16 protein-coding genes are annotated in these 21,329 nt (G+C 26.6%); 2 read left to right on the plus strand and 14 right to left on the minus strand.

The features are described from left to right. Window positions 1–43 precede the first annotated feature (43 nt). From AAHF53_RS04030 to AAHF53_RS04055, 6 genes are all read right to left on the minus strand, one after another. Window positions 44–1,012 carry an ankyrin repeat domain-containing protein gene (locus AAHF53_RS04030; RefSeq protein ID WP_342189558.1) on the minus strand — a complete coding sequence of 323 codons (969 nt, stop codon included), beginning with the start codon at window positions 1,010–1,012 and terminating at the stop codon, window positions 44–46. Beyond that, on the minus strand, window positions 975–1,664 hold the full coding sequence (locus AAHF53_RS04035) for an ankyrin repeat domain-containing protein (RefSeq protein ID WP_342189559.1): 690 nt from the start codon (window positions 1,662–1,664) through the stop codon (window positions 975–977). The genes AAHF53_RS04030 and AAHF53_RS04035 overlap by 38 nt, the downstream gene beginning before the upstream one ends. 161 nt (window positions 1,665–1,825) lie before the next feature. Continuing rightward, a complete protein-coding gene (locus tag AAHF53_RS04040; protein WP_342189560.1) occupies window positions 1,826–2,410 on the minus strand; it encodes a hypothetical protein in 585 nt (194 codons plus the stop codon). Window positions 2,411–2,739: 329 nt separating this feature from the next. Next, window positions 2,740–3,465: a hypothetical protein gene (locus tag AAHF53_RS04045; RefSeq protein ID WP_342189561.1), complete on the minus strand. Its 726-nt coding sequence runs from the start codon at window positions 3,463–3,465 to the stop codon at window positions 2,740–2,742. Window positions 3,466–3,936: 471 nt separating this feature from the next. Beyond that, complete coding sequence (locus AAHF53_RS04050; RefSeq protein WP_342189562.1) at window positions 3,937–4,311, minus strand: hypothetical protein; 375 nt, start codon at window positions 4,309–4,311, stop codon at window positions 3,937–3,939. An 85-nt stretch (window positions 4,312–4,396) separates the two neighbouring features. Next, the gene (locus tag AAHF53_RS04055) at window positions 4,397–5,248 is read right to left on the minus strand and encodes an HAD family hydrolase (RefSeq protein WP_338968058.1); all 852 of its coding nucleotides are present in this window, start codon (window positions 5,246–5,248) and stop codon (window positions 4,397–4,399) included. Window positions 5,249–5,542: 294 nt separating this feature from the next. Between AAHF53_RS04055 and AAHF53_RS04060 the strand changes: the two genes are divergently transcribed. Continuing rightward, window positions 5,543–5,731, plus strand: a complete 189-nt coding sequence (locus AAHF53_RS04060) for a hypothetical protein (RefSeq protein WP_342189563.1) — start codon at window positions 5,543–5,545, stop codon at window positions 5,729–5,731. On the opposite strand, the gene AAHF53_RS04065 is transcribed toward AAHF53_RS04060, so the two are convergent. From AAHF53_RS04065 to AAHF53_RS04100, 8 genes are all read right to left on the minus strand, one after another. Beyond that, a complete protein-coding gene (locus AAHF53_RS04065; protein ID WP_342189564.1) occupies window positions 5,647–6,846 on the minus strand; it encodes a phosphoglycerate kinase in 1,200 nt (399 codons plus the stop codon). The genes AAHF53_RS04060 and AAHF53_RS04065 overlap by 85 nt on opposite strands. A 57-nt stretch (window positions 6,847–6,903) precedes the next feature. After that, window positions 6,904–7,914 carry a type I glyceraldehyde-3-phosphate dehydrogenase gene (gene gap / locus AAHF53_RS04070; protein WP_342189565.1) on the minus strand — a complete coding sequence of 337 codons (1,011 nt, stop codon included), beginning with the start codon at window positions 7,912–7,914 and terminating at the stop codon, window positions 6,904–6,906. Between the two features lie 126 nt (window positions 7,915–8,040). After that, entirely contained in the window at window positions 8,041–8,925 is an 885-nt protein-coding gene (locus AAHF53_RS04075; RefSeq protein ID WP_342189566.1) for an ATP-binding protein, read from the minus strand. A gap of 21 nt (window positions 8,926–8,946) precedes the next feature. Further along, window positions 8,947–9,951 (minus strand): DnaD domain protein, encoded by a 1,005-nt coding sequence (locus AAHF53_RS04080; RefSeq protein WP_342189567.1) that lies wholly within the window; start codon window positions 9,949–9,951, stop codon window positions 8,947–8,949. A 162-nt stretch (window positions 9,952–10,113) separates the two neighbouring features. Further along, window positions 10,114–10,944, minus strand: a complete 831-nt coding sequence (gene mutM, locus AAHF53_RS04085; RefSeq protein WP_338968070.1) for a DNA-formamidopyrimidine glycosylase — start codon at window positions 10,942–10,944, stop codon at window positions 10,114–10,116. Between the two features lie 14 nt (window positions 10,945–10,958). Continuing rightward, window positions 10,959–13,577, minus strand: coding sequence for a DNA polymerase I (gene polA / locus AAHF53_RS04090; RefSeq protein ID WP_342189568.1), 2,619 nt, complete (start codon window positions 13,575–13,577; stop codon window positions 10,959–10,961). A 101-nt stretch (window positions 13,578–13,678) separates the two neighbouring features. Then, a complete protein-coding gene (locus AAHF53_RS04095) occupies window positions 13,679–14,149 on the minus strand; it encodes a hypothetical protein (RefSeq protein WP_338968073.1) in 471 nt (156 codons plus the stop codon). A gap of 1 nt (window position 14,150) precedes the next feature. After that, the gene (locus AAHF53_RS04100; protein ID WP_342189569.1) at window positions 14,151–16,196 is read right to left on the minus strand and encodes a hypothetical protein; all 2,046 of its coding nucleotides are present in this window, start codon (window positions 16,194–16,196) and stop codon (window positions 14,151–14,153) included. A 641-nt stretch (window positions 16,197–16,837) separates the two neighbouring features. On the opposite strand from AAHF53_RS04100, the gene AAHF53_RS04105 reads away from it, so the two are divergent. Beyond that, window positions 16,838–21,307 carry an ABC transporter permease gene (locus AAHF53_RS04105; protein WP_342189570.1) on the plus strand — a complete coding sequence of 1,490 codons (4,470 nt, stop codon included), beginning with the start codon at window positions 16,838–16,840 and terminating at the stop codon, window positions 21,305–21,307. Window positions 21,308–21,329 lie beyond the last annotated feature (22 nt).

Raw genomic sequence — 21,329 nt, forward strand, 5'->3', positions numbered from 1 at the left:
ATTCCTAAACTGTGATAAGTTTTTAACTTAATAAAATTATTTCCTACTCGATTTTTCTGCGTTTAAATTGTGAATTACTCAGTACATCTTCTGCTAATAACGAAGCATTAGTTGTTAATAAAGCAACAATTTCGCGATGAATACGGTCTTCCTCACATTCGCCTGATAATTTCCATCCGATACGAGCACCATAAGTATCCTCATATTTAATTTTACATTCATTTGCTAATTGGATCAGCGTCTTGCCACAATCATTTTTAATATTAACATCCGCACCACTATCAATTAATAATCGCACCATTTCAACATTTTTTGATGCCACAACTGGAAAAAGGCAATTCTCATTATAAGGATTTTTAATATTAACATCCGCACCATTTTTAATCAACAATCGTACCATTTCTAAATGCGATACTCTAACTGCTAACATCATTGCTGTAAAACCACCACTATCAGTTGCATTCACATTAGCACCATTATCAATTAACAATTGTACAATTTCTAAACTACTTTCGCGAACGGCTACAAAAAAAGCATTAAATTCAGAATGTTTAAGAATATTATTAACATCGGCACCATTATCAAGTAACAATTTAATTACAGCAATATTTCCCCTTTTTATTGCTTCAAAAATCGGCGAACCAAACATCCTACTTTTCATATTAACATCCGCACCACTAGCAAGCAACAACTGAATAACAGCAATATTTTTACTTCCTAAGGCTCAATAAATAGGCGACTCACCAAGACTATTTTTAATATCAACATCCGCACCACTATCAAAGAGCAGTTGCATAATTTCAAGATTTTCTTTGCTTACTGCATAATGAAGGGGCGGATTACCTAACTCACGCTGTAAATTTACATTAGCACCACTAGCAAGTAATAATTTAATGATTGCAATTTCTTGTTCCTCAATTGCATAAGAAAATGGTGTTGTACCGCCACTATTTTGCAGATTAGCATCCGCACTGCTACTCAATAACAGCAATATTTTTGCTTTTGACTGCATAATGCAGGGCTGTATTATGCTCATCTTCTAAATAACTGTCATCAATATTAATATCACCAACATTAAGATTAGCATCATCAGTTTCACTTTCTAAATCACTATCATCAACATAGACAGTACCAGCATTAACATTAGCACCATTATCCAACAACAATTGGATTAATGCTAATCATTCTTTTCTTACAGCAATATGAAGTGGCGTTTCACCATCGTTATTTCAAACATTAACATTAAAACCATAATTAATTAGTATTTCTAATACTGCCAATGTTTTATGAAAATCAATTTTTTGAAATCAATTTTCAATTTTCTTATTAATAAACATTGAAGCATTAATATTTAAATCTATTGGCGTATTTTGCAAAAATTGTTCAATTGCTAAAATATCACCACGATTAATTAATTGTTCTAAACGATTAAAAATTTCTTTTTGCACTTCTGCCTGATAATTAATTGTTAATGCTTTCATCCGATAATCTATGCGATGCATATAATTATTTAATTGTTCTTTTTCATCACTAATATCTAAACCTTGTTGTAATTCAAGAATTTTTACTTTTAGTCTTGTTAATTCATCAATTGAATACTTGAAATAATTCTCAAATTCTTTCTTTATTGTTAATAATTGCTCTTGAAACTCTTGTGGCAACATTTAGCTTCTCCTTTTAAATTAATTTAAAAATAACGCCAATGGCGTTATTAATCATTTTTCAACAGAACTCATTCTCAAACTGTGATAAGTTTTAAACTTAATAAAATTATTATGAAATATTAATATTAAAATAACAAGGTTAATTTAAATATTTTTAACACTTAAAACTTATCTAAATATTTCATTGTTTGTGCCTTTAAAGTATTTTTCATTGCGATTGCTTTATATATTCCTAATCACTCAAAATTTTTATTAATTGTATAACTAATTCCCGCTCCGTGAGAAATTCAGTCGGTATTTATTAATGCATCCAAAAGATCACCAAAAACAATATCTACTAATATTGATACCACTGCACCAGCAATACCACCAACTAAAGTTGATGAAACGCCTGTTGCTAACCACCTAACTACTTTGCCATTTTTAATAAGCAATTTAGCAACCTTAGCCCCAACTTTCGTTCCGGTATAAACCGATATTGGCACACCAACAACAATATCAATCACAACAGTTTTTATAACTTGTTTACTCCGCATTGCTGCATACATATCATCAGCCATATAATGCGTTATCATATGAGAATTATTAGAATCAGCAACATTAATCGCATTCACACCTTTATACTCAATCGTTTTAATAACATCGCGGACACTTTGTACTAAATTATTAACATTTTTAAAATTAACATTAAAATTACCACAATCTTTTTCTACTGTTTTAAGATGTTCATATGAGTCTTGAAACATTTTATTTAATTTAACAATTTTTTCTCAAACTCCAAGTTCAGTTATCTTATCTTTTTGAGGCGCATAAAGTTTTGTTAGGTGGGTAAAGATTTGAATAATTTTGAAAGAAAAGCAACTAAAAATTTATTACCTTTTTACTTGAAAAATAATTAATAAAACAAAATATTTAATATTAACAAACATATTCTTAATAAAAGGTTATAAAAACTAAGTAAAATGCTTATAAAAACAACATTAAAATAATTTTTTACAACAAAAATCATACATAAGAAATATATACTTAATTTGCATATTGAAATAATTTATAGTAAATGACTATTTTTTCTTTTTTAAAAAATACCTAAGAAAACTAAACGCGACCCTCGTTTAGCAGCATATTGATCATCCGACATATAATGAGTTATAATATTAGGATTTTTTTTATTCTCAATCACAATAGCATTAATTCCTTTGTATTCAATAGTATTAATAACATCTTGAATTTCTTTCACCAATTTATGAACAACACTAAAATTAAAATCCTGTGATGCTTTTTCTACTTGTTTAAGATTAGTATATGAAGCATTAAACATTTGATTTAACTTTTCAAGCTTTTCTCAAACACCACTTTCGGTTATTTTTTCCTTTTGCTTAATAATCGTTGCTTTTCACTCTTTAAAATGACTAATAAAAGAAGCTATCATTTGCTTTTCTTGGGTTGCTAACAAAAGCATTGCTTGATGCAAATTATTATTAATTTCCATAAATTTAATCGGAAATTCACTAATAAAATCATCCCGTTTTAAATATAAAATATCTTCTTGAAATTGTTGTAATCTTTGTTTAAAAAAAACTATCATCTTAAAGTCTTGTTCATTATTACTTTCCATATTAATGATTAATTTTTGTAATTGGTTATTCATTTCATCAACAAATATTCCAAGATAACTATGAATATTACTTTTTAAATCGGCATAAACTAATTTATTAAATTCCATATACTGTTCATATAATGATATTGAAAATACAAACTTTTCAGTTCAAGATTGAACATCACTTTCTTGTAATTCCCGCATAATTAAATCATATTGATGTAATTTCTCTCTTAAATTATTAATTGAATAATCTTTATTATTAATATCATTAATCGCTTTAACAATTTCTAAATTTAATGCTTTGACCCTTACTTGATGTTTTAAATATGTTTTTAACTGTTCATCACCATTTATTGTACTAGTAGTTAATTTTTGATGTCAATAAGCAAGCTTATCTGGTCGCGTTTAGTTTTCTTAGGTATTTTTTAAAAAAGAAAAAATAGTCATTTACTATAAATTATTTCAATATGCAAATTAAGTATATATTTCTTATGTATGATTTTTGTTGTAAAAAATTATTTTAATGTTGTTTTTATAAGCATTTTACTTAGTTTTTATAACCTTTTATTAAGAATATGTTTGTTAATATTAAATATTTTGTTTTATTAATTATTTTTCAAGTAAAAAGGTAATAAATTTTTAGTTGCTTTTCTTTCAAAATTATTCAAATCTTTACCCACCTAACAAAACTTTATGCGCCCGCTTATCTAACATATAATTAATATTTTCTTTAGCAAATAAAGAATTATCAAATCAAGTTAGCTTTAATTCTCTTACTTTAATTGTTTCTTCATAAACAATTGACATTACGGGCACAGTAAGTTTCTCTGCTAGTAAAAAATCTAATTGCTTAATTTTTTTATCAAAGCGCTCCTTAAATGCAAGAATTACTGTATTTGGATTTAACACAATTTCTTCATTAATATCAGTTAGTGCCAAACTATTAATACTAGTAACAATACCTGTTGAACATAGGAGAAATGCTAAAAAAATTTTCGCAAAACAACCACTCATTTTACTCACCTCAAAATATAGTTTATTTTTCATTACTCTTAATACTTAAATTAAGTTTAGCAAAATAAAAAAAGTGTACAACTATTTTATTAAAAAAACTAAGAGTTTTTATAACATCTTAGTTAACATCTAATATATATTTATGAATTGCTTTACTAACGCCACCATTATTATAAGTATCAGTAATATCATTAGCAATTGCTAATAATGGTTTTTCACTATCTTTCATTGCAATTCCATAACCAGCTCATTCAATCATTTTATAGTCGTTCATCCCATCACCAATGGCCATAACTTCTTCACGATTAATATTTCACATCTTAGCTAAATGCTTAATACCACTTGCTTTACTAATATTTAATTCATTAACCTCAATCATCCGAGATTTTCCCTTGTCAGAAACCGCAATTTCAGCAATTTGTAACTTTTCTAATTCTAATGCTAAACTATTAATTCTTTTACTCTTACCTAATAATAAAATTTTATACATTCTAACATCAGAATTTTCATTAACTTTAACAATTTTACGACGATTTAACTTTTGAATTAACCAAATTTTAAAAGTTTTCTTTAAAATATAACCAATATTACCATCAACACTATAACCTCAAAAAGCAACTTTATAATTTTTAGCTAAATTAATAACTTGTTTAATAGTACTTGACGCTATTTCTTTATCAACTAATAACTCACCAGTTCTTAAATTAATAACATAGGCGCCATTAAAACATACCATATGTTCACTAGTTTCATATAAACCTAATTCACGAGCAAATTTATAACTAGATTGCGGTGATCGTCCTGTAGCAATAATTACTTTAACACCAAGTTCTTGAGCTTGCTTCACAGCAACAATATTTTCTGGATGTAACTCAAAATGATTTTTCAATAATGTTTTATCTAAATCTAAAGCAACTAACTTAATTTTCATCATAACACCATTTATCTTTTCTAATTTTATATTTTTCACAAATAATTATAACATATATTACAATTTTTATATTTTAACAATAAAATGGGTCGCGTTTAGTTTTCTTAGGTATTTTTTAAAAAAGAAAAAATAGTCATTTACTATAAATTATTTCAATATGCAAATTAAGTATATATTTCTTATGTATGATTTTTGTTGTAAAAAATTATTTTAATGTTGTTTTTATAAGCATTTTACTTAGTTTTTATAACCTTTTATTAAGAATATGTTTGTTAATATTAAATATTTTGTTTTATTAATTATTTTTCAAGTAAAAAGGTAATAAATTTTTAGTTGCTTTTCTTTCAAAATTATTCAAATCTTTACCCACCTAACAAAACTTTATGCGCCCATAAAATGTATCGTTTATTTAAACGATACATCATTAATAACATTAACTATTTATCTTGAATAACTTCAATAGCGGGTAACGGTTTACCTTCTAATAATTCCAAACTAGCACCACCACCAGTTGAAATATAACTAAACTTATCTTTAAAACCTAACTGAATGGCTGCTGCTGCTGAATCACCACCACCAACAATACTAAAAACATTATTTAAATGAGCAATTGTTTCACAAATTGCTAGCGTTCCTTTACTAAAATTTTTCATCTCAAAAACGCCAACTGGACCATTTCAAATAATAGTTTTAGCTTCTTTAATATAGTTATTAAATAATGTTATTGTTTTTTCACCAATATCCATTCCCATATAATCATCAGCAATATTAGCATCAGTACTATTAATTCCAGACTGATCAACAAACTCTTTACTCATCAAATGATCAATCGGTAAAATAATTTTACCATTTGCTTTTTGTAAATACTGTTTAGCTAATTGTATTTTATCTTCTTCAATTAAAGACTTGCCAATATTAAATTGTTGCGCTTTTAAAAAAGTATAACTCATTGCTCCACCAATAATTATTTTATCAGCTACCTTTAAAAGATGATCAATAACACCAATCTTATCAGATACTTTTGCCCCTCCTAAAATCACAACAACAGGTCGCTCAGGATTAATAATCGCTTTATTTAACATTGCTAACTCTTTTTCCACTAACAAGCCAATACACGATTCATTAATAGATTCATTAATATTAGTTGCGATACCAACATTAGAAGCATGCTCACGATGGGCTGTGCCAAAAGCATCATTAACAAAAACATCACCTAAACTTGCTCAATATTTACCTAAACTAGCATCATTATTAGATTCCCTTTTATTTTCTAAATCAGCAAAACGCGTATTTTCCATTAATAAAACTTGTTTATTTTCTAAACTATTAATTGCTGTTTGCAATGTTACCCCACTAATTTCATCAACAAAGTTTACTTCAATACCTAATAACTCTGCTAACCGCTTTGCTACTGGTTTTAATGAATATTTTTTTAAATCTTCTGACCGTTTTATTCTTCCCAAATGTGATAATAAAATAACTTTAGCATCGTGGTCTAATAAATATTGAATTGTTGGGATGGCACTAATAATACGATTATCATCACTAATAACACCATCAACTAATGGCACATTAAAATCTACTCGGACTAATACTTTTTTATCTTTAAAATTAATATCTGCCAATGTTTTTTTCATATGAATTTAATTTTCCTTTCCAATAATAAAAACTAAGGTATCCACCTTAGCCATTATTTATTCCATTAAGTTTGCAATATGATTAACTGTTCGGCATAGTTGATTAACATATGACATTTCATTATCATATCAAGCAAAAACTTGGATTAATTGATCGTCTCCTAAAGTCATTACTTTAGTTTGCGTAGCATCAAATAATGAACCATAACTAATACCAATAACATCACTAGAAACAATCGGATCTTCAGTATAACCAAAAGATTCATTAGCAGCATTTTTCATTGCTTCATTAATATCAGCAACTGTTACCTTTTTATTTAAAAGGACAGTTAACTCAGTAATTGAACCAGTAACTACTGGTACTCTTTGAGCTGCACCATCTAATTTTCCTTTTAAATTTGGTAATACTAACCCAATCGCTTTAGCAGCTCCCGTAGTATTTGGAATAATATTAACTGCCGCTGCTCTTGCTCTTCTAAAATCACCTTTACGATGTGACCCATCCAAAATATTTTGATCATTAGTATAAGCATGAATTGTTGTCATCACCCCAGTTTTAATACCAAATTTTTCATCTAATACTTGTGCCATTGGTGCTAAACAATTAGTTGTACAAGATGCCGCGGAGATAATAGTATCACTAGCAATAATTTCATGATGATTAACATTAAACACAACGGTTTTTAAATCAGCTCCCGCAGGTGCTGAAATGATAACTTTTTTAGCTCCCGCAGCTATATGAGCTGCTGCACTTTCCTTAGTAACAAATAACCCTGTTGATTCAACAACAGCATCAATATTTAACTCTTTTCACGGTAAATTTTTAGGATCCTTTTCAGATACAATTTTAATTTCATGACCATCAATAACTAAACTTGATTCCTTAGTAGTAACTTCCTTATCAAATCGCTTTTGTGCTGAATCATATTTTAATAAATGACCTAACATCTTAACATCACCTAAATCATTAATTGCTACAACCTCAATATTTTCATAATTCATTAATATTCTTAAAGTTAAACGACCAATGCGTCCAAACCCATTAATTGCAATTCTTTTCTTTGTCATTCTGTTTTCCTCCTATATGCACTGCAATAATTATACAAATAACTCCTTTATTTTACAATTAAATTAGTAATTTTCTTCTAAAACACTATCTAGAAATTACCAAAGACATTGCAAATCATTGCCAATTTATTGGGCATATTTCCGAAGCACATCGCCCCCTAATAATACTGGTTTTGCCAAGTATCTAATTCTTTCTACTAACCGAATTGATTTCACAATATCAATATTTTTATATTTAGCATTACGACTATAATATTCTTGTAAGTTACCCATATCATAATTAGAAGTAAAAAATGTTGATAAATTATGTTGCATCCGATAATTTAAAATACTAAATAAAATCTCATCACGAGTTCACTCCGATACGGGTTCACCAGCTAAATCATCTAAAAATAACACATCACAAGTTTGGAGCTTATAAATATCACTAGCTAATGAATTAGTTGCTTTTGAAATCGCTTGTTTTAATTGACTCATTAATTGGGGAACAAAAACAAAACATACTTTATAATCATTCCGAACTAAACTATTAGCTAATAAAATAGAAATATAAGTTTTACCAATACCAGGAGCACCATAAATATATAATCCTGTTGTTTGCTCTTTTTTAAGGAAATTAATAAAATATTCTTTTAATTTTATGCGAATAAAATCATTTTCTGGTAAATGAAAATCACTTTCTAATGATAAATTAATCATTGATAAAGGAAAATGACAAATTAAATAATTATTACGAATTTTATCATTAGCTCGTAAATATTGACGATGTAAACAATCTTGCATTTCTAAATAAATCCGTTGATTTTCATAAACTAATTCTAACCGATATCCAGGAATTAATTGTTGACATTCATTTCAATTCAAACCATCCAAACATTCAACAAAATTATTTAAATATTTTTCTAAAATATCACTATTTCGTAATAAATCTTTTTTTAATAATTGATGTTCAGCAATAAATTTTTGCAAAGCAATAATCTTAGTTTTTTGAATCCGATGATAAATATCCATAACAATCACTTCCTTCCATAATTATGTTTGATAAAGGGGGTCTTCTTGTAACCATTTTGGAATAATACCTGTATTTCATTTAATTTCATAATCAAATTTTGATTTTTTTACAATTTTATTAAATTTTACTTTTCCCTTATTAAAACTTTGAACATAAGCAGTTCTTAAATATATCATTGCTTGTTCAACAGTAGTAATCTGCTTTTGTTGTAATGTGCTCGCAATTTTTTCTAAATAACCCATAACCAAAAGTTTATTATTTTTATATCACACATATTCAATTAAGCAATTAGTAACTTCTGGTGACAAAGTATAAGTAACTAATAACTTAGCCAATAACTGTAAATCTTTCGCTTGTAAAGGAAAATTTTGTAATAATGTTAAATATTTATATGGTGATATTGTTTGCATCTCATAAATTTTTTTTTGTAAAGGATTTTTCATATCTTCATTAGCAACTTCTAATGATTGGTTATTAGTTTCTGGCAAATGATTGGTTTGGAAAATAAAATCAGCACTAGAAGCATCTGCTTTTACTATTGATAAAGAAAATATTTCATTAAAGCATTTCGTAATTTTTTTATAACTTGACAGATCTTCTTGATATTGCATAAATAAAAACTTTGTTCGTTCATAATCATTAAGAGAAAGATTATTAATTAGCAATTGATTAAATTGCTGATGATTAAAAAAGTCTTGTGGTGCCATCGGAGCAAATAATTCATAGTAATAAGTAACACCAATATTAGTATTATTACGATAAACATCAAGTAAATTTATTGCTTCTAACCGATTTCTCGCAACTTCAATTTCCAGTAATGATAATTGTAATAAATTTTGCAAGCGTAAATGCGAATTATCTAAATTTAAAACTTTCATTGATAATTGTTCATTTAATAAAGCAAAATATAGCGAAACAGCATTAACACCAATAATTGGTTGATATAAATGTTGAACTATCTTTTGCGTTTCACTACAAATATGAGAATTAATAATTATTTGAAATTTTTCTTCTGATTGTAACATTTTTATCTCCACCTTATTGTCTTATTTATTCTATGACAGAATAATAACGATGTAAATAATAAACAATAAAAAAATAATTACCCACTAAGTTATCCACAACTTAGTCCTAAAAATATCTTATAAATAAGATGCTTTAATTTACTTATCCACATAATTCACAACTTATAATTTATTCTGACATTGACAGCAAAAATATGTACCACGACCATTAAGCTTAATTTTTTCAATTATTGAAGAACAAACATAACACGCTAATGCTTCTCTTGTATGCACTTTCAATAATTGCTGATATGTCCCTTTAACACCAACATTAGAAGTATAACTAGCAATTGTTGTTCCTTTTAAGTTAATCGCTTGTGTTAAAATTTGTTTCGCATTATTTAAAATTGCTTTTAAATGCTCGGTTTGTAATTTATTACACCTAGTAACCGGATGAATTTTACTAGCAAATAATACCTCATCAACATAAATATTTCCTAAACCACTAATAATACTTTGATCTAACAGCATTGTTTTAATAGCTCGGTTCTTATTTTTAAATTTCTTTTGTAAATAATCAACAGTAGCCCTTGATTCAAAAGGTTCTGGTCCCACTTTGATTAATGGTGCTAATTGTTCATATTCATCCTTTTTTTGCAAATGAAAAGTACCAAATCTTCTTGTATCATGATATCTTAATTCACAACCATTACTTAATTCTAAAACTAATAAAACATGTTTTCATTCAATATCATCATTAAGATTTTGATAATAATATTTGCCTTCCATTCGTAAATGACTAATTAACACAAAATCTTCTAATTCAAAAATTAAATGTTTTGCTTTTCTTTTTAAATCAAGAATTTTTTGACCAACAATCAATTTTCGAAATGATACTAAGTCGGGTTGTTTAATTACCGAACTTCAATAAATTCTAATTCCTGTAATAACTTGATTGCAAACGAAAGGTTGTAAACTAGCACGAACAGTTTCTACTTCTGGTAATTCTGGCATTAACTTAATCTCCTTTATACTTCATATCAATTATTTCCTATATTAATATCAACCGTTAAGGGCACCTGCAATTTTGTTGCTAAATTCATTGCTGAATTAACAATTTTTTTAACAATTTCTAATTCATTTTCATATACTTCAACAATCAACTCATCATGAACTTGAGCAACAAGATACGATTTTAAATTATTTTGTTCTAATTGCTGATCAATTTTAATTAGAGCTAATTTAATTATATCAGCTGCTGTTCCTTGAATCGGAGCATTAATTGCAACGCGTTCTGCTGCTTGTTTAGCTACTCAATTCCGATCATTAATTGTTGGAATGTATCGAATCCGATTGAATAAAGTTTTAACAAATTTATGTTCTTGACAAAATTTAATTGTATTATCCATATAATGACGAATTTCAGGAAAAACAGCAAAATATCGTTCAATAAATTTTTTTGCTTCGCTAATAGAAATCATTAATTGTTTACTTAAACCAAAATCAGAAATACCATACACAATCCCAAAATTAACAGTTTTTGCAACTCTTCGTTGCTGTTCACTAACTTCAGTTTGATTAATAGAAAATATTTTACTAGCAGTCAATGAATGAATATCTTCATTATTTTTAAATGCTTTAATTAATTCTTTAACATTAGCCATATGTGCTAAAACTTTTAATTCAATTTGCGAGTAATCACTAGATAATACTACTTGTGTGCCAGAATCATTAGGAACAAACACTTTACGAACTAATTTTTGATGAACATCATGAATACTAATATTTTGCATATTAGGTTCTTGTGAAGATAACCTTCCTGTTGTTGTATTAGTTTGATTATAAATCGTATGCACCTTACCATCTGCGAAAATATATTTTTCCAAACCTTTTAAATAAGTTGAATAAGTTTTTTGATATTTACGATATTCCAAAATTTTATCAATAATTGGATGCAATTGTTGCATTTGTAATTGCATTAATACTTCTTGTGCCGTACTACCTTTTTGTAAATCAGGTAATTTTAACACATCAAATAATAATTCTTTTAATTGTTTAGGAGAATTAGGATTAACATCTTGTTGTGCTAAACTATTAATTTCTTCATTTAATTGGGTGACAATTTTTAATACTTCTTTTGTTAACTGTTCTAATTGTTCCATATCAACACGAATACCGTGAAACTCCATTTTTGCCAATACAAAAGCACAAAGAAACTCAATATTTTTATACAACTCTAATTGTTGTTGTTGTTCTAATTTCTTACTAAGAAGCGGTTTTAAATGTAAAATTCATCAAGCTTTTCTAGTAATAAAACCAGCAACTTCTTGTAATTCTCGTACAACTTTTTTTTGATTTTTACCATAAAACATTTCATCATTCATAAAAGTTTGTTCAGCAAAATAATTAATAACATTATCAATCGTTACTTTCATATTCGCATTTAAAATATAACCTGCTAATTGTAAATCAAAAGCAATACCTTTAACTTCAATATGATGTCATTTACAACCATTAATAACTTTCTTCAAATCAAAAACATCTTTTAAACATTTTTCATCTTTTAAAAATGCTAAAAATAATTCATCAGTACTAGCAACAAGATAATCTAAATAAAATGCTCCTTTATCGTTAACAACGCCAAACCCAATAATGTCTGAAGTATAATAATTATCACCATTCATTTCAACAAATAACGCATTTTCAACACAATTATAATTAGCATCTCACTTATTTAAAATTTTACCTTGATCTTTATTATTATTATCTTGTGAAGGATTATTTGTCTCTAAACGATTAACTAATGATTTCAAATTATATTTTAAATAAAATTCTTTTAAGCGATTTAAATCTGTATTAATTGTTAACGAAGATAAATCCTTAGGAAAAGGAACATCATATCTTAAAGACGCCATTTCTTTACATAATAAACCAATATTAGCATTATTCACAATTTTTTCTTTAACCGCTGTTTTTAATTCCTCTTGATGCGTAATAATATTTTCTAATGTTCCAAATTGATGTAACAATGATAAAGCAGTTTTTTCACCAATGCCTTTAATACCTGGAAGATTATCACTAGCATCACCTTTTAATCCTTTTAAATCAGGTATTTGGTTTGGGGATATATCTCATCTTGCTTTTAATGAATCAACATTAATAATTTCTACTTGTGATAATCCCTGCTTCGGTTTAACAATTACCGTATTAGCAGATAATAACTGTTCTAAATCACCATCCGATGACAAAATTTCAATTTCTCAATTTAAATCAATTGCCTTTTTATTAATCGTAGCAATAATATCATCAGCTTCAAAATCAGGATGTTCATATCATTGAATTCCATAGGCATCTAAAAACTCACGAACTAATGGTAATTGCTGTAATAATTCTTGTGGGGTTTTAACGCGTTTTTCTTTATAACTAGGTAATATTCCATAACGAAAATTTTTAGGTCCAGCATCAAAAGCAACCAAAACTAAATCATAATTTTGTTTTAAAATCTTTTCTAACATTGTAATAAAACCTAACAAAGCATTAGTTGGTGTCCCATCATTTGCTCGTAAAGTTATGGAATTACTATATGCAGTTGCGTAATATGCTCGAAAAACTAAACCATTACCATCAACTAATAATATTTTCTTCATTAAAAAATTTTCACCTAATTCTATTTCATTTCTTAAATTATTATAACAAATAAACTTGTCAAAAATAAAAACAGCAAGGATTTTGCTGTTTTTATTTTTAACTATGCAGGACTGGCAGACTTATTTTTCTCTCAAAATTTTCAATTATTAGCAACAATCTCTTTATTTTTCATTCGATAGGCAACTAGTAATAAAAATCCCGCCCCAATCATTAATAGTAAAGAAATAACTAATCCAATTGCCATTCTCTCGCCATTATCAGTATTATCAATAATTGTAAAGATAAATGTTAAAAAACCAATAATTATATAAATACTACCAATTATTCAAAAGAAAATCCTTCTTTTTAAACCTCAAATATTTGTAATAACAAATGTAAAAAAAGCAATAATAATTAATATATTCCATAATGTTTGAGCAAAATTACTAGTTCAAAAATTTAGTTTTAAAACAACAGTATCATAAATAACAAATTTAGACTTAACTAGCTCCACAAAACCATAAACAATCATTAAAAAAAATGCTAACGAAATTACTATTCGTCCAATTAATGCCCATTTTGTATTTTTCATTTTATTTAATCTCCTTATTCCTAAATGCTACAATTTTAAAATTATTGCTAGCAAGACTATTGTAATAGTTTTTTGTTTTTCATTTAATTGAATAAATATTATTCATCTTACCTTGGGAAAAACTAATATCATATGATACTTCTAATGAATTATCAATATCATTATACTGCATTTTCGTATTAGTAATTCTTCAATAATTACTATCTTGATAAAATCTCCGATATTTCATATTAATAGTGCCATTATTATCATTAACAATGCGATCTAAAATTCCGTTTTCGCTTGTTAACATTGTTAACAATTTAGCAACCTCGGTTATACAATTGGAATCATCTTCTTCTTTACAAGAGCTAATAGTCGTAATAAGAGTATCCAATACTCCATTCGGTATTAATTCACCTTTCTGACCATTACATCCAAGGATTTCTAATAATGCCACTTTTGCATGCTCGTTGTCAATTTCAATGGCAGCAAGAATCTTGTTAATCTTTGCTTCTGTTAACACCTCATCTTGAATTACACCGACTAACTTATTAATTGCGGTTAAAACATCATTTAAATTAATATTTGTATCATTAGGAAGAAAATTTAAATATTTTTTAACAGTTCCAAAAATGGAATCTAATATATCTTTAATTTTAGGAAATGCTAATGGGAAAAAATCAGTATTTTTACAAAAAAAACTATTAAATCCCACACAACCACCACCAGCTGAAACCACATCAATTAATGGATAATCAAAAGACTTTAAGAAAGTTATAATATTTATGTTAATTTTCTTAACTAATTCATTTAATTGTGGGGTTAATCTCATAATTAATAATAACTTTCGTAAACTTAATCCGCCATCATTTAAAGAAAATACTTTTGTTAACTTATTTTTTAAATTACTAATTACTGATTGATCGAAACCAACATATGTCGTACTCAATTGCTCATTAATAGCTTGTTGAATTTCTTTAGGAATTTTACTAACTTCGTACCAAATCTTATTGGGATCATCAAAAGGAATACTAACATACATTTTCATTACATAAGAAATAACTGGTAAAATTGGTACTAACAATGAAATAATATTTTTTAGATCTTTAAATCCATTTTGAAAATTTTCTAATATATATTTATTAGTTATTATTGAAACATGATTATCATTATTATTATCTACTTCAATACCAAATGTTGCCATCATTGTATCATAAGCAGCTTCTACTTCGGTATCATCTTTACTATCATATCCTTTACAAGAACTTTCAGCTTTTTCTTTTTCTATCTTTTCTTTCTCTTCATCATTTTCTTTTTCTATCTTTTCTTTCTCTTCATCATTTTCTTTTTTTTCATAATTTTCTTTCTTACAACCAATTTGAACAATTATTTTTTTAATTCTTTTTTGTGACCACTGTAGTGCTTGAGCATATGTTGCTTTGCCAACAAAATTATCATTATGTTCAGTAAGATTATTTCGTAATTCAGTAATAATATCAGCATAACCACCAGCATTATAATCATTTCAAAAACTTTCAACATTACTTTTAGTTATAAAATTCATAATGGGATCTAAAACAGACCCACTATTAAAAATTTCTTTTAATGTATCAACAGTTAAAGTGTTAAAAATTGAACCATATGTTCGAATTTTACCTAAAATATTATTTTGACTAATTAAATCAGCATAGGGTTTTACATATTTATCATTAGAGTTAATAACTTTATTAGCTAAATCTTGCGAAGCAAAAAACTCTTGATGACGAGGTAATCAATTATTATCATTGGTTTGTCCAAAATACGAATAAGAAATATTTTTAAAAATTAAATTATCAACTTTATTTTCTAAAATATCATTAATAACTTGCGAAGCATCTCATTTTTTTTCTCTACTTAATATTATTGCTTTAGTAATTTCGCCAGTAATTGCCGAAAAATCATTTAATTTAGCAGCGATGCCTTCATCAATCTTAGTTTGATAACGAAAAGTACAAGCAGCTAAGGTTAAAATTTGAGAAACTGATAATAATAACACTACTCAATATTTCATTATTTTTCTTTTCATAAATTAAACCTCAACTTTTATAAAACAATGCAAGACAATTTTAAACTTTTTAGAAAAATAAAGCAAATTCAAATTATGAAAAAAAGAACAATAAACGGCAATTTTTTTTAAATTTTATTTTCATAGTCTTACTTCTATTAAGAATACTATTTAGATTTAACTTTGTCTATCTAAATCAATATCCAAATATTTATTTAAAAAATAAAACCAATCTTGCTACTAATATTCGGGCGCATAAAGTTTTGTTAGGTGGGTAAAGATTTGAATAATTTTGAAAGAAAAGCAACTAAAAATTTATTACCTTTTTACTTGAAAAATAATTAATAAAACAAAATATTTAATATTAACAAACATATTCTTAATAAAAGGTTATAAAAACTAAGTAAAATGCTTATAAAAACAACATTAAAATAATTTTTTACAACAAAAATCATACATAAGAAATATATACTTAATTTGCATATTGAAATAATTTATAGTAAATGACTATTTTTTCTTTTTTAAAAAATACCTAAGAAAACTAAACGCGACCCTAATATTCTTACAAGGTTGCCGTTCATAAATAAGTTGATATAATTATTTATGTTAAAAAATATTTATCTTTTTTATAATAATTTATTAAGTTGAGGTTAGATACATTTATGAAACATTGAAAATGAAACAAATTATTTAAGCAAGCCTTTTGAGGAGCATTTAAACATAAAATCCAAATTATTTCATTAATTTTATTAACTATTATCTTATCAACGACAATTACCTTAACTTGAATTACGACAAGATGACTCTTAGATGGTGAAACAGCAATGAATAGTGCTACAACACCATTTAATTATAGTTATCGCTTTAACAGTAAAAATAGTCCTAGTATTCAAAGCATATCACCAACATTTAATATTTGTACTGCTTTTAGTAAAAGTTCATTAGCAGAATCTAATACTAGTAAAAGTATAAAAGATAACAGTACACCAATACTTACCATTGCGAAAGATAAAAATGACCCTACGGGGTGTTTATTACCATTAATATCAGAAAGTTTAGATATTACGGAAAAAATAGCAAGTGATAATAATATCACAATTGAAAATATTTCCTTTAAAAATTTACTAAAATGAGAAAAAATTAATACAAATAGTTTAGCCTTTAAAAATTCACTCTTTGGTCAAATTTTACATAAAAAATATCATGACATTCCTAATAACGAATTTAAAATATTATATGAACAATATACAACTTTGGTTGAACAATACATTAACCCAATTTTTGCCTTTTATTTATTTAATCTTTATAAAGCTAATAGTGATAAACTTAAATATCCAAAAAAAACAACTGATGCTGATTATTTTGACAAAGTTAAAGCATTTAAAGAAATATTTTTAAGAGACTTTGTTAATGCTCGTAATGGCGACAGTTGAATAAGAGATATAAATAATGAAACTGATTTATCTAGTGATAATGTTCCAATTTTTGGTGGCGGAATTAATATTTTTCAACAATTAACAAAAGAAGATTATGAAAAAAGGTTTCCTCAGGCAACAAATTTTAATAACAAAGCTTTTTTTAAACAAGGTTTTAAAGGCGATTTAGGAAATATTTTAATGAATATTAACAAAGATAATAATGAAATTATTTTTCAACTAACAAACGACCACATAAATGATAATAAGGATAGTAGTTATCTCGATGTTGCCAAATATCTAACACTTCCGATTGGTGGAACATCTTTAAGAAATAATTGAGATATTTCGCAAGCAATATGAAATCACCATAATAAATTAGTTGGCTTATTAAGTAACTTTAATGTCAATTTACGCCAAGAGTATTTATTTTCTGATTTTGCTACTAATATCCGTTATCGTGTAATTAGTATTAATCCTAATAATGACGCTAAAAAAAATAATATTAAAATCATTAGTGGCACCTATCCTACTGGTGCTAATCAAATTGTAATTAATCCTCAGTTTGCTGAAAAATATAATTATAAAATTGGTGATACTCTTAAAATTGGTAGCTATAAATTAATAATTACTGGCATTGGTGGCGATAACTTTACATCGTTACCTGTTGTTCATCCAATAAATTTTCTTCCTAATCCAGCAAAAGAAGCCGTCTTATTCGTTAACCACCAATTATTTATTCGTGATGAATTCATTCGTTATAGTGATATTGAAGATATATCTAATGTCTATTTAACATACACAGGAAATCATATTGCCAATGATTTCGAATTATTTCGACTTTTTCTTAATGATAATTTTAAAAAAAATAATAACAGCATTGAAACTGTTTATCAAAAAATGTTAGCTTACAATAACAACCCCCAAGACATTCAAAAAATTACTGAAGATTTAAAAATAACTTCAACGATTGAAAATAGTGACAGCAACAATTATATTAATCGTGGCTTTAATTCGTTACCAACAATTACTAGAACATATACTTGATTTAGTATTATTATTGTTATTTTTATGACAATGTTAACAGTTTTTGCAACAGTATTAATTATTAGAAAAACCGTTGAACGCAACGCAACACAAATTGGTGTTTTGAAAGCATTAGGCTATGAAAATAAAACAATTATTGGTTCATATTGATCTTATGCCTTAATAACAACAATTCTTGCTGTACCCATTGGTTGAATTGTTGGTAGTATTTTACAAATAGCCGTAATGAAAATTTTTGAAAATTTCTTTACAATCCCAAATAATATTTTTTATTTTGATATTATTCCTTTTCTAATTGCTTTGGCAATTAATATCATTGTAATTTTAATTACCGTAACAATTACTGCTTATAAACAAGTAGCAAAAAATACAATTACCCTATTACGACCTAACAGTGATAATAAACCTTCAAAAGCAATTTCTGGCATCCACAAAAGATGATTTGCATTTGGAAGCTTTAAAACTCGGTTTCGTTTGGCATTGGCATCAGTTTCATATAAGAAAATTATTATTATGTTTGTAACAATTCTTATTGCTTCATTCACTATCGCTATTGCCTTAATGATCCCTGCTGCTGTTCGCAGTCTTGATGATTCTTATTATGGACTTTTAAAATATCAAACTAATGCTGAATTTCAACAACCGATTAGTAATATCCCAACAACTCGTTATAATTTATACCCTTGAAAAGGGATTGATGCTCAAAATCAAAGTCTTGATTACCCAATTACTGAAATTCGTCCAGTAGCTGATTACTATAAAGATGCTCCTGCTAATTCTTGAAAAAAACTTAGTGATAATACCCAAAACATTAATTTAGATAATATTTTAAAACAAATTGCTTATAACTATTATTGAACAGGTGGCAGAGGAATTTCTTTAGGTTGATTAGAACAAATTTCTAAGGATTTTAATAATAATCCCAAACTTTCAGGATTATTATCCACAATTATTTGTCCAATGGTAAACACTATTTTAACAACTAATGCCGAAATAAATACTAGTGATAACTGAAGAACCTGTACAATGAATGCAATTGAAACAGCTGTTCCTTCTTATATTAAAGACTTTCTTAATATTTCTGGAAGAAAACAACGCTTAACAATTACTCATAATACTTTACCTTATAATGCTAAAGAAGATGAATTATATACATATTATGATGCTAACTTAAATAATGTCGCTTTTAAAACCCTAGGAGTAAAACCAAATAGTGATATGATTGCATTAAAAGAAAGTTCAAAATATATCCAAGAAAAAAAATGACTTGATAAGATTCCAGCAGTTATTAATCGGGCAATGCAAATAAAACATAATTTAAAAGTTGATAGTATTTTTGAAAGTGAAGTTCAACAAAAACAATTACAATATATGAGTGCTAATAATAAATGATATCCTGCTCACACTTCATTTTGAATTTATCGTGATGAAAATAACTCTGAAAATATCTATAATATGCCTCTAGATAAATGAAGTATTAATGATAATAACTCGCCTTATGGTTGAACTAACCATTATGGTTATAAAGAAAACGATATTGGTGATGATGACATTGCTAAAAGTTATCGTAACTTAAATGAAATAATTTTACGATTACCCAAAGAAGAAATCACAATTGATAATATCAAATACCCAGCAATTAAAGATGAATTTTTAAAAGAAATTATTAATGCAAAAATACCAACAAATAATAATAAATTTGTTATTGAACAATCATCCGACAATAAATGATGACATATTAGAGCCTTTGTGCCATTTGCTACTAAAAATAAATTTGTTGATGAAAACTTTATGACATCAGCACTAAATCTCTTAAATCAATCATATGACAATCCATTATGAAATATTTTTATTGCCATACTAGACGGTAAAACTATTGGTAATAAAGAAATACCTAAAATTCTAAAAATTGATAATACCCCGATACCGCAAAAAGTTAAATATCAAGTTAAAGCAATTCATGAATCTTATGGTGAATTAAAAGTTTATATTAATCAACGAGTTGCTAATCAAATTCTTGGTTTTAATGCCACAACAAGTAGTGAAATTTATAAAAAAGATCCTTTTAATAATGAACCATTATGATTTAATGGTCGGTTATCATCTAATCCTGAATTAACTGATGTTACTAGTAGATATTCAACAACTTCAACTCTTGGTGATTATTCAATTGCTAGTTTAAATGATAATGTTGCTAATACTGTTACTAACAGTGAACTATTAACAGTAAAACGAGAATTAATTAAAAACTTAACAACAGTGGCTTCTAGTATTGCTGCCATCTTTATTTTAGGTTCAATTAGTCTATCCGTAATTATTGTTATAATGATTTCTAATCTTCTTGTCCATCAGTTTGCTAAACTAATGGCGATTATGAAAATTCAAGGGTATAAATATCGTGAAATTAATAGTTTAACTTTATCAATGTTTATTCCGGTCGCTATTATGGGATTTATCGTTGGATTTATCAGTGCTTGATTTATTTGTCAAGGTATCTTATGAACTATTGGAATTTTTACTGGATTCATTATTCCCCTATATTTCCAATGATGACTTTTACCAATAACATTAGCAACAATTACAATTATTTACACACTGACTTATATAATTTCAACTGAAACATTAAAACGAATGAATGTACTTGAATTAGTAAAAAGTAGTGACGAATAAGTTATTTAAAGCAGAAAGGCTA

It is taken from the genome of Spiroplasma endosymbiont of Dilophus febrilis (assembly GCF_964030685.1).
GTDB lineage: Bacteria > Bacillota_I > Bacilli_A > Mycoplasmatales > Nriv7 > Nriv7.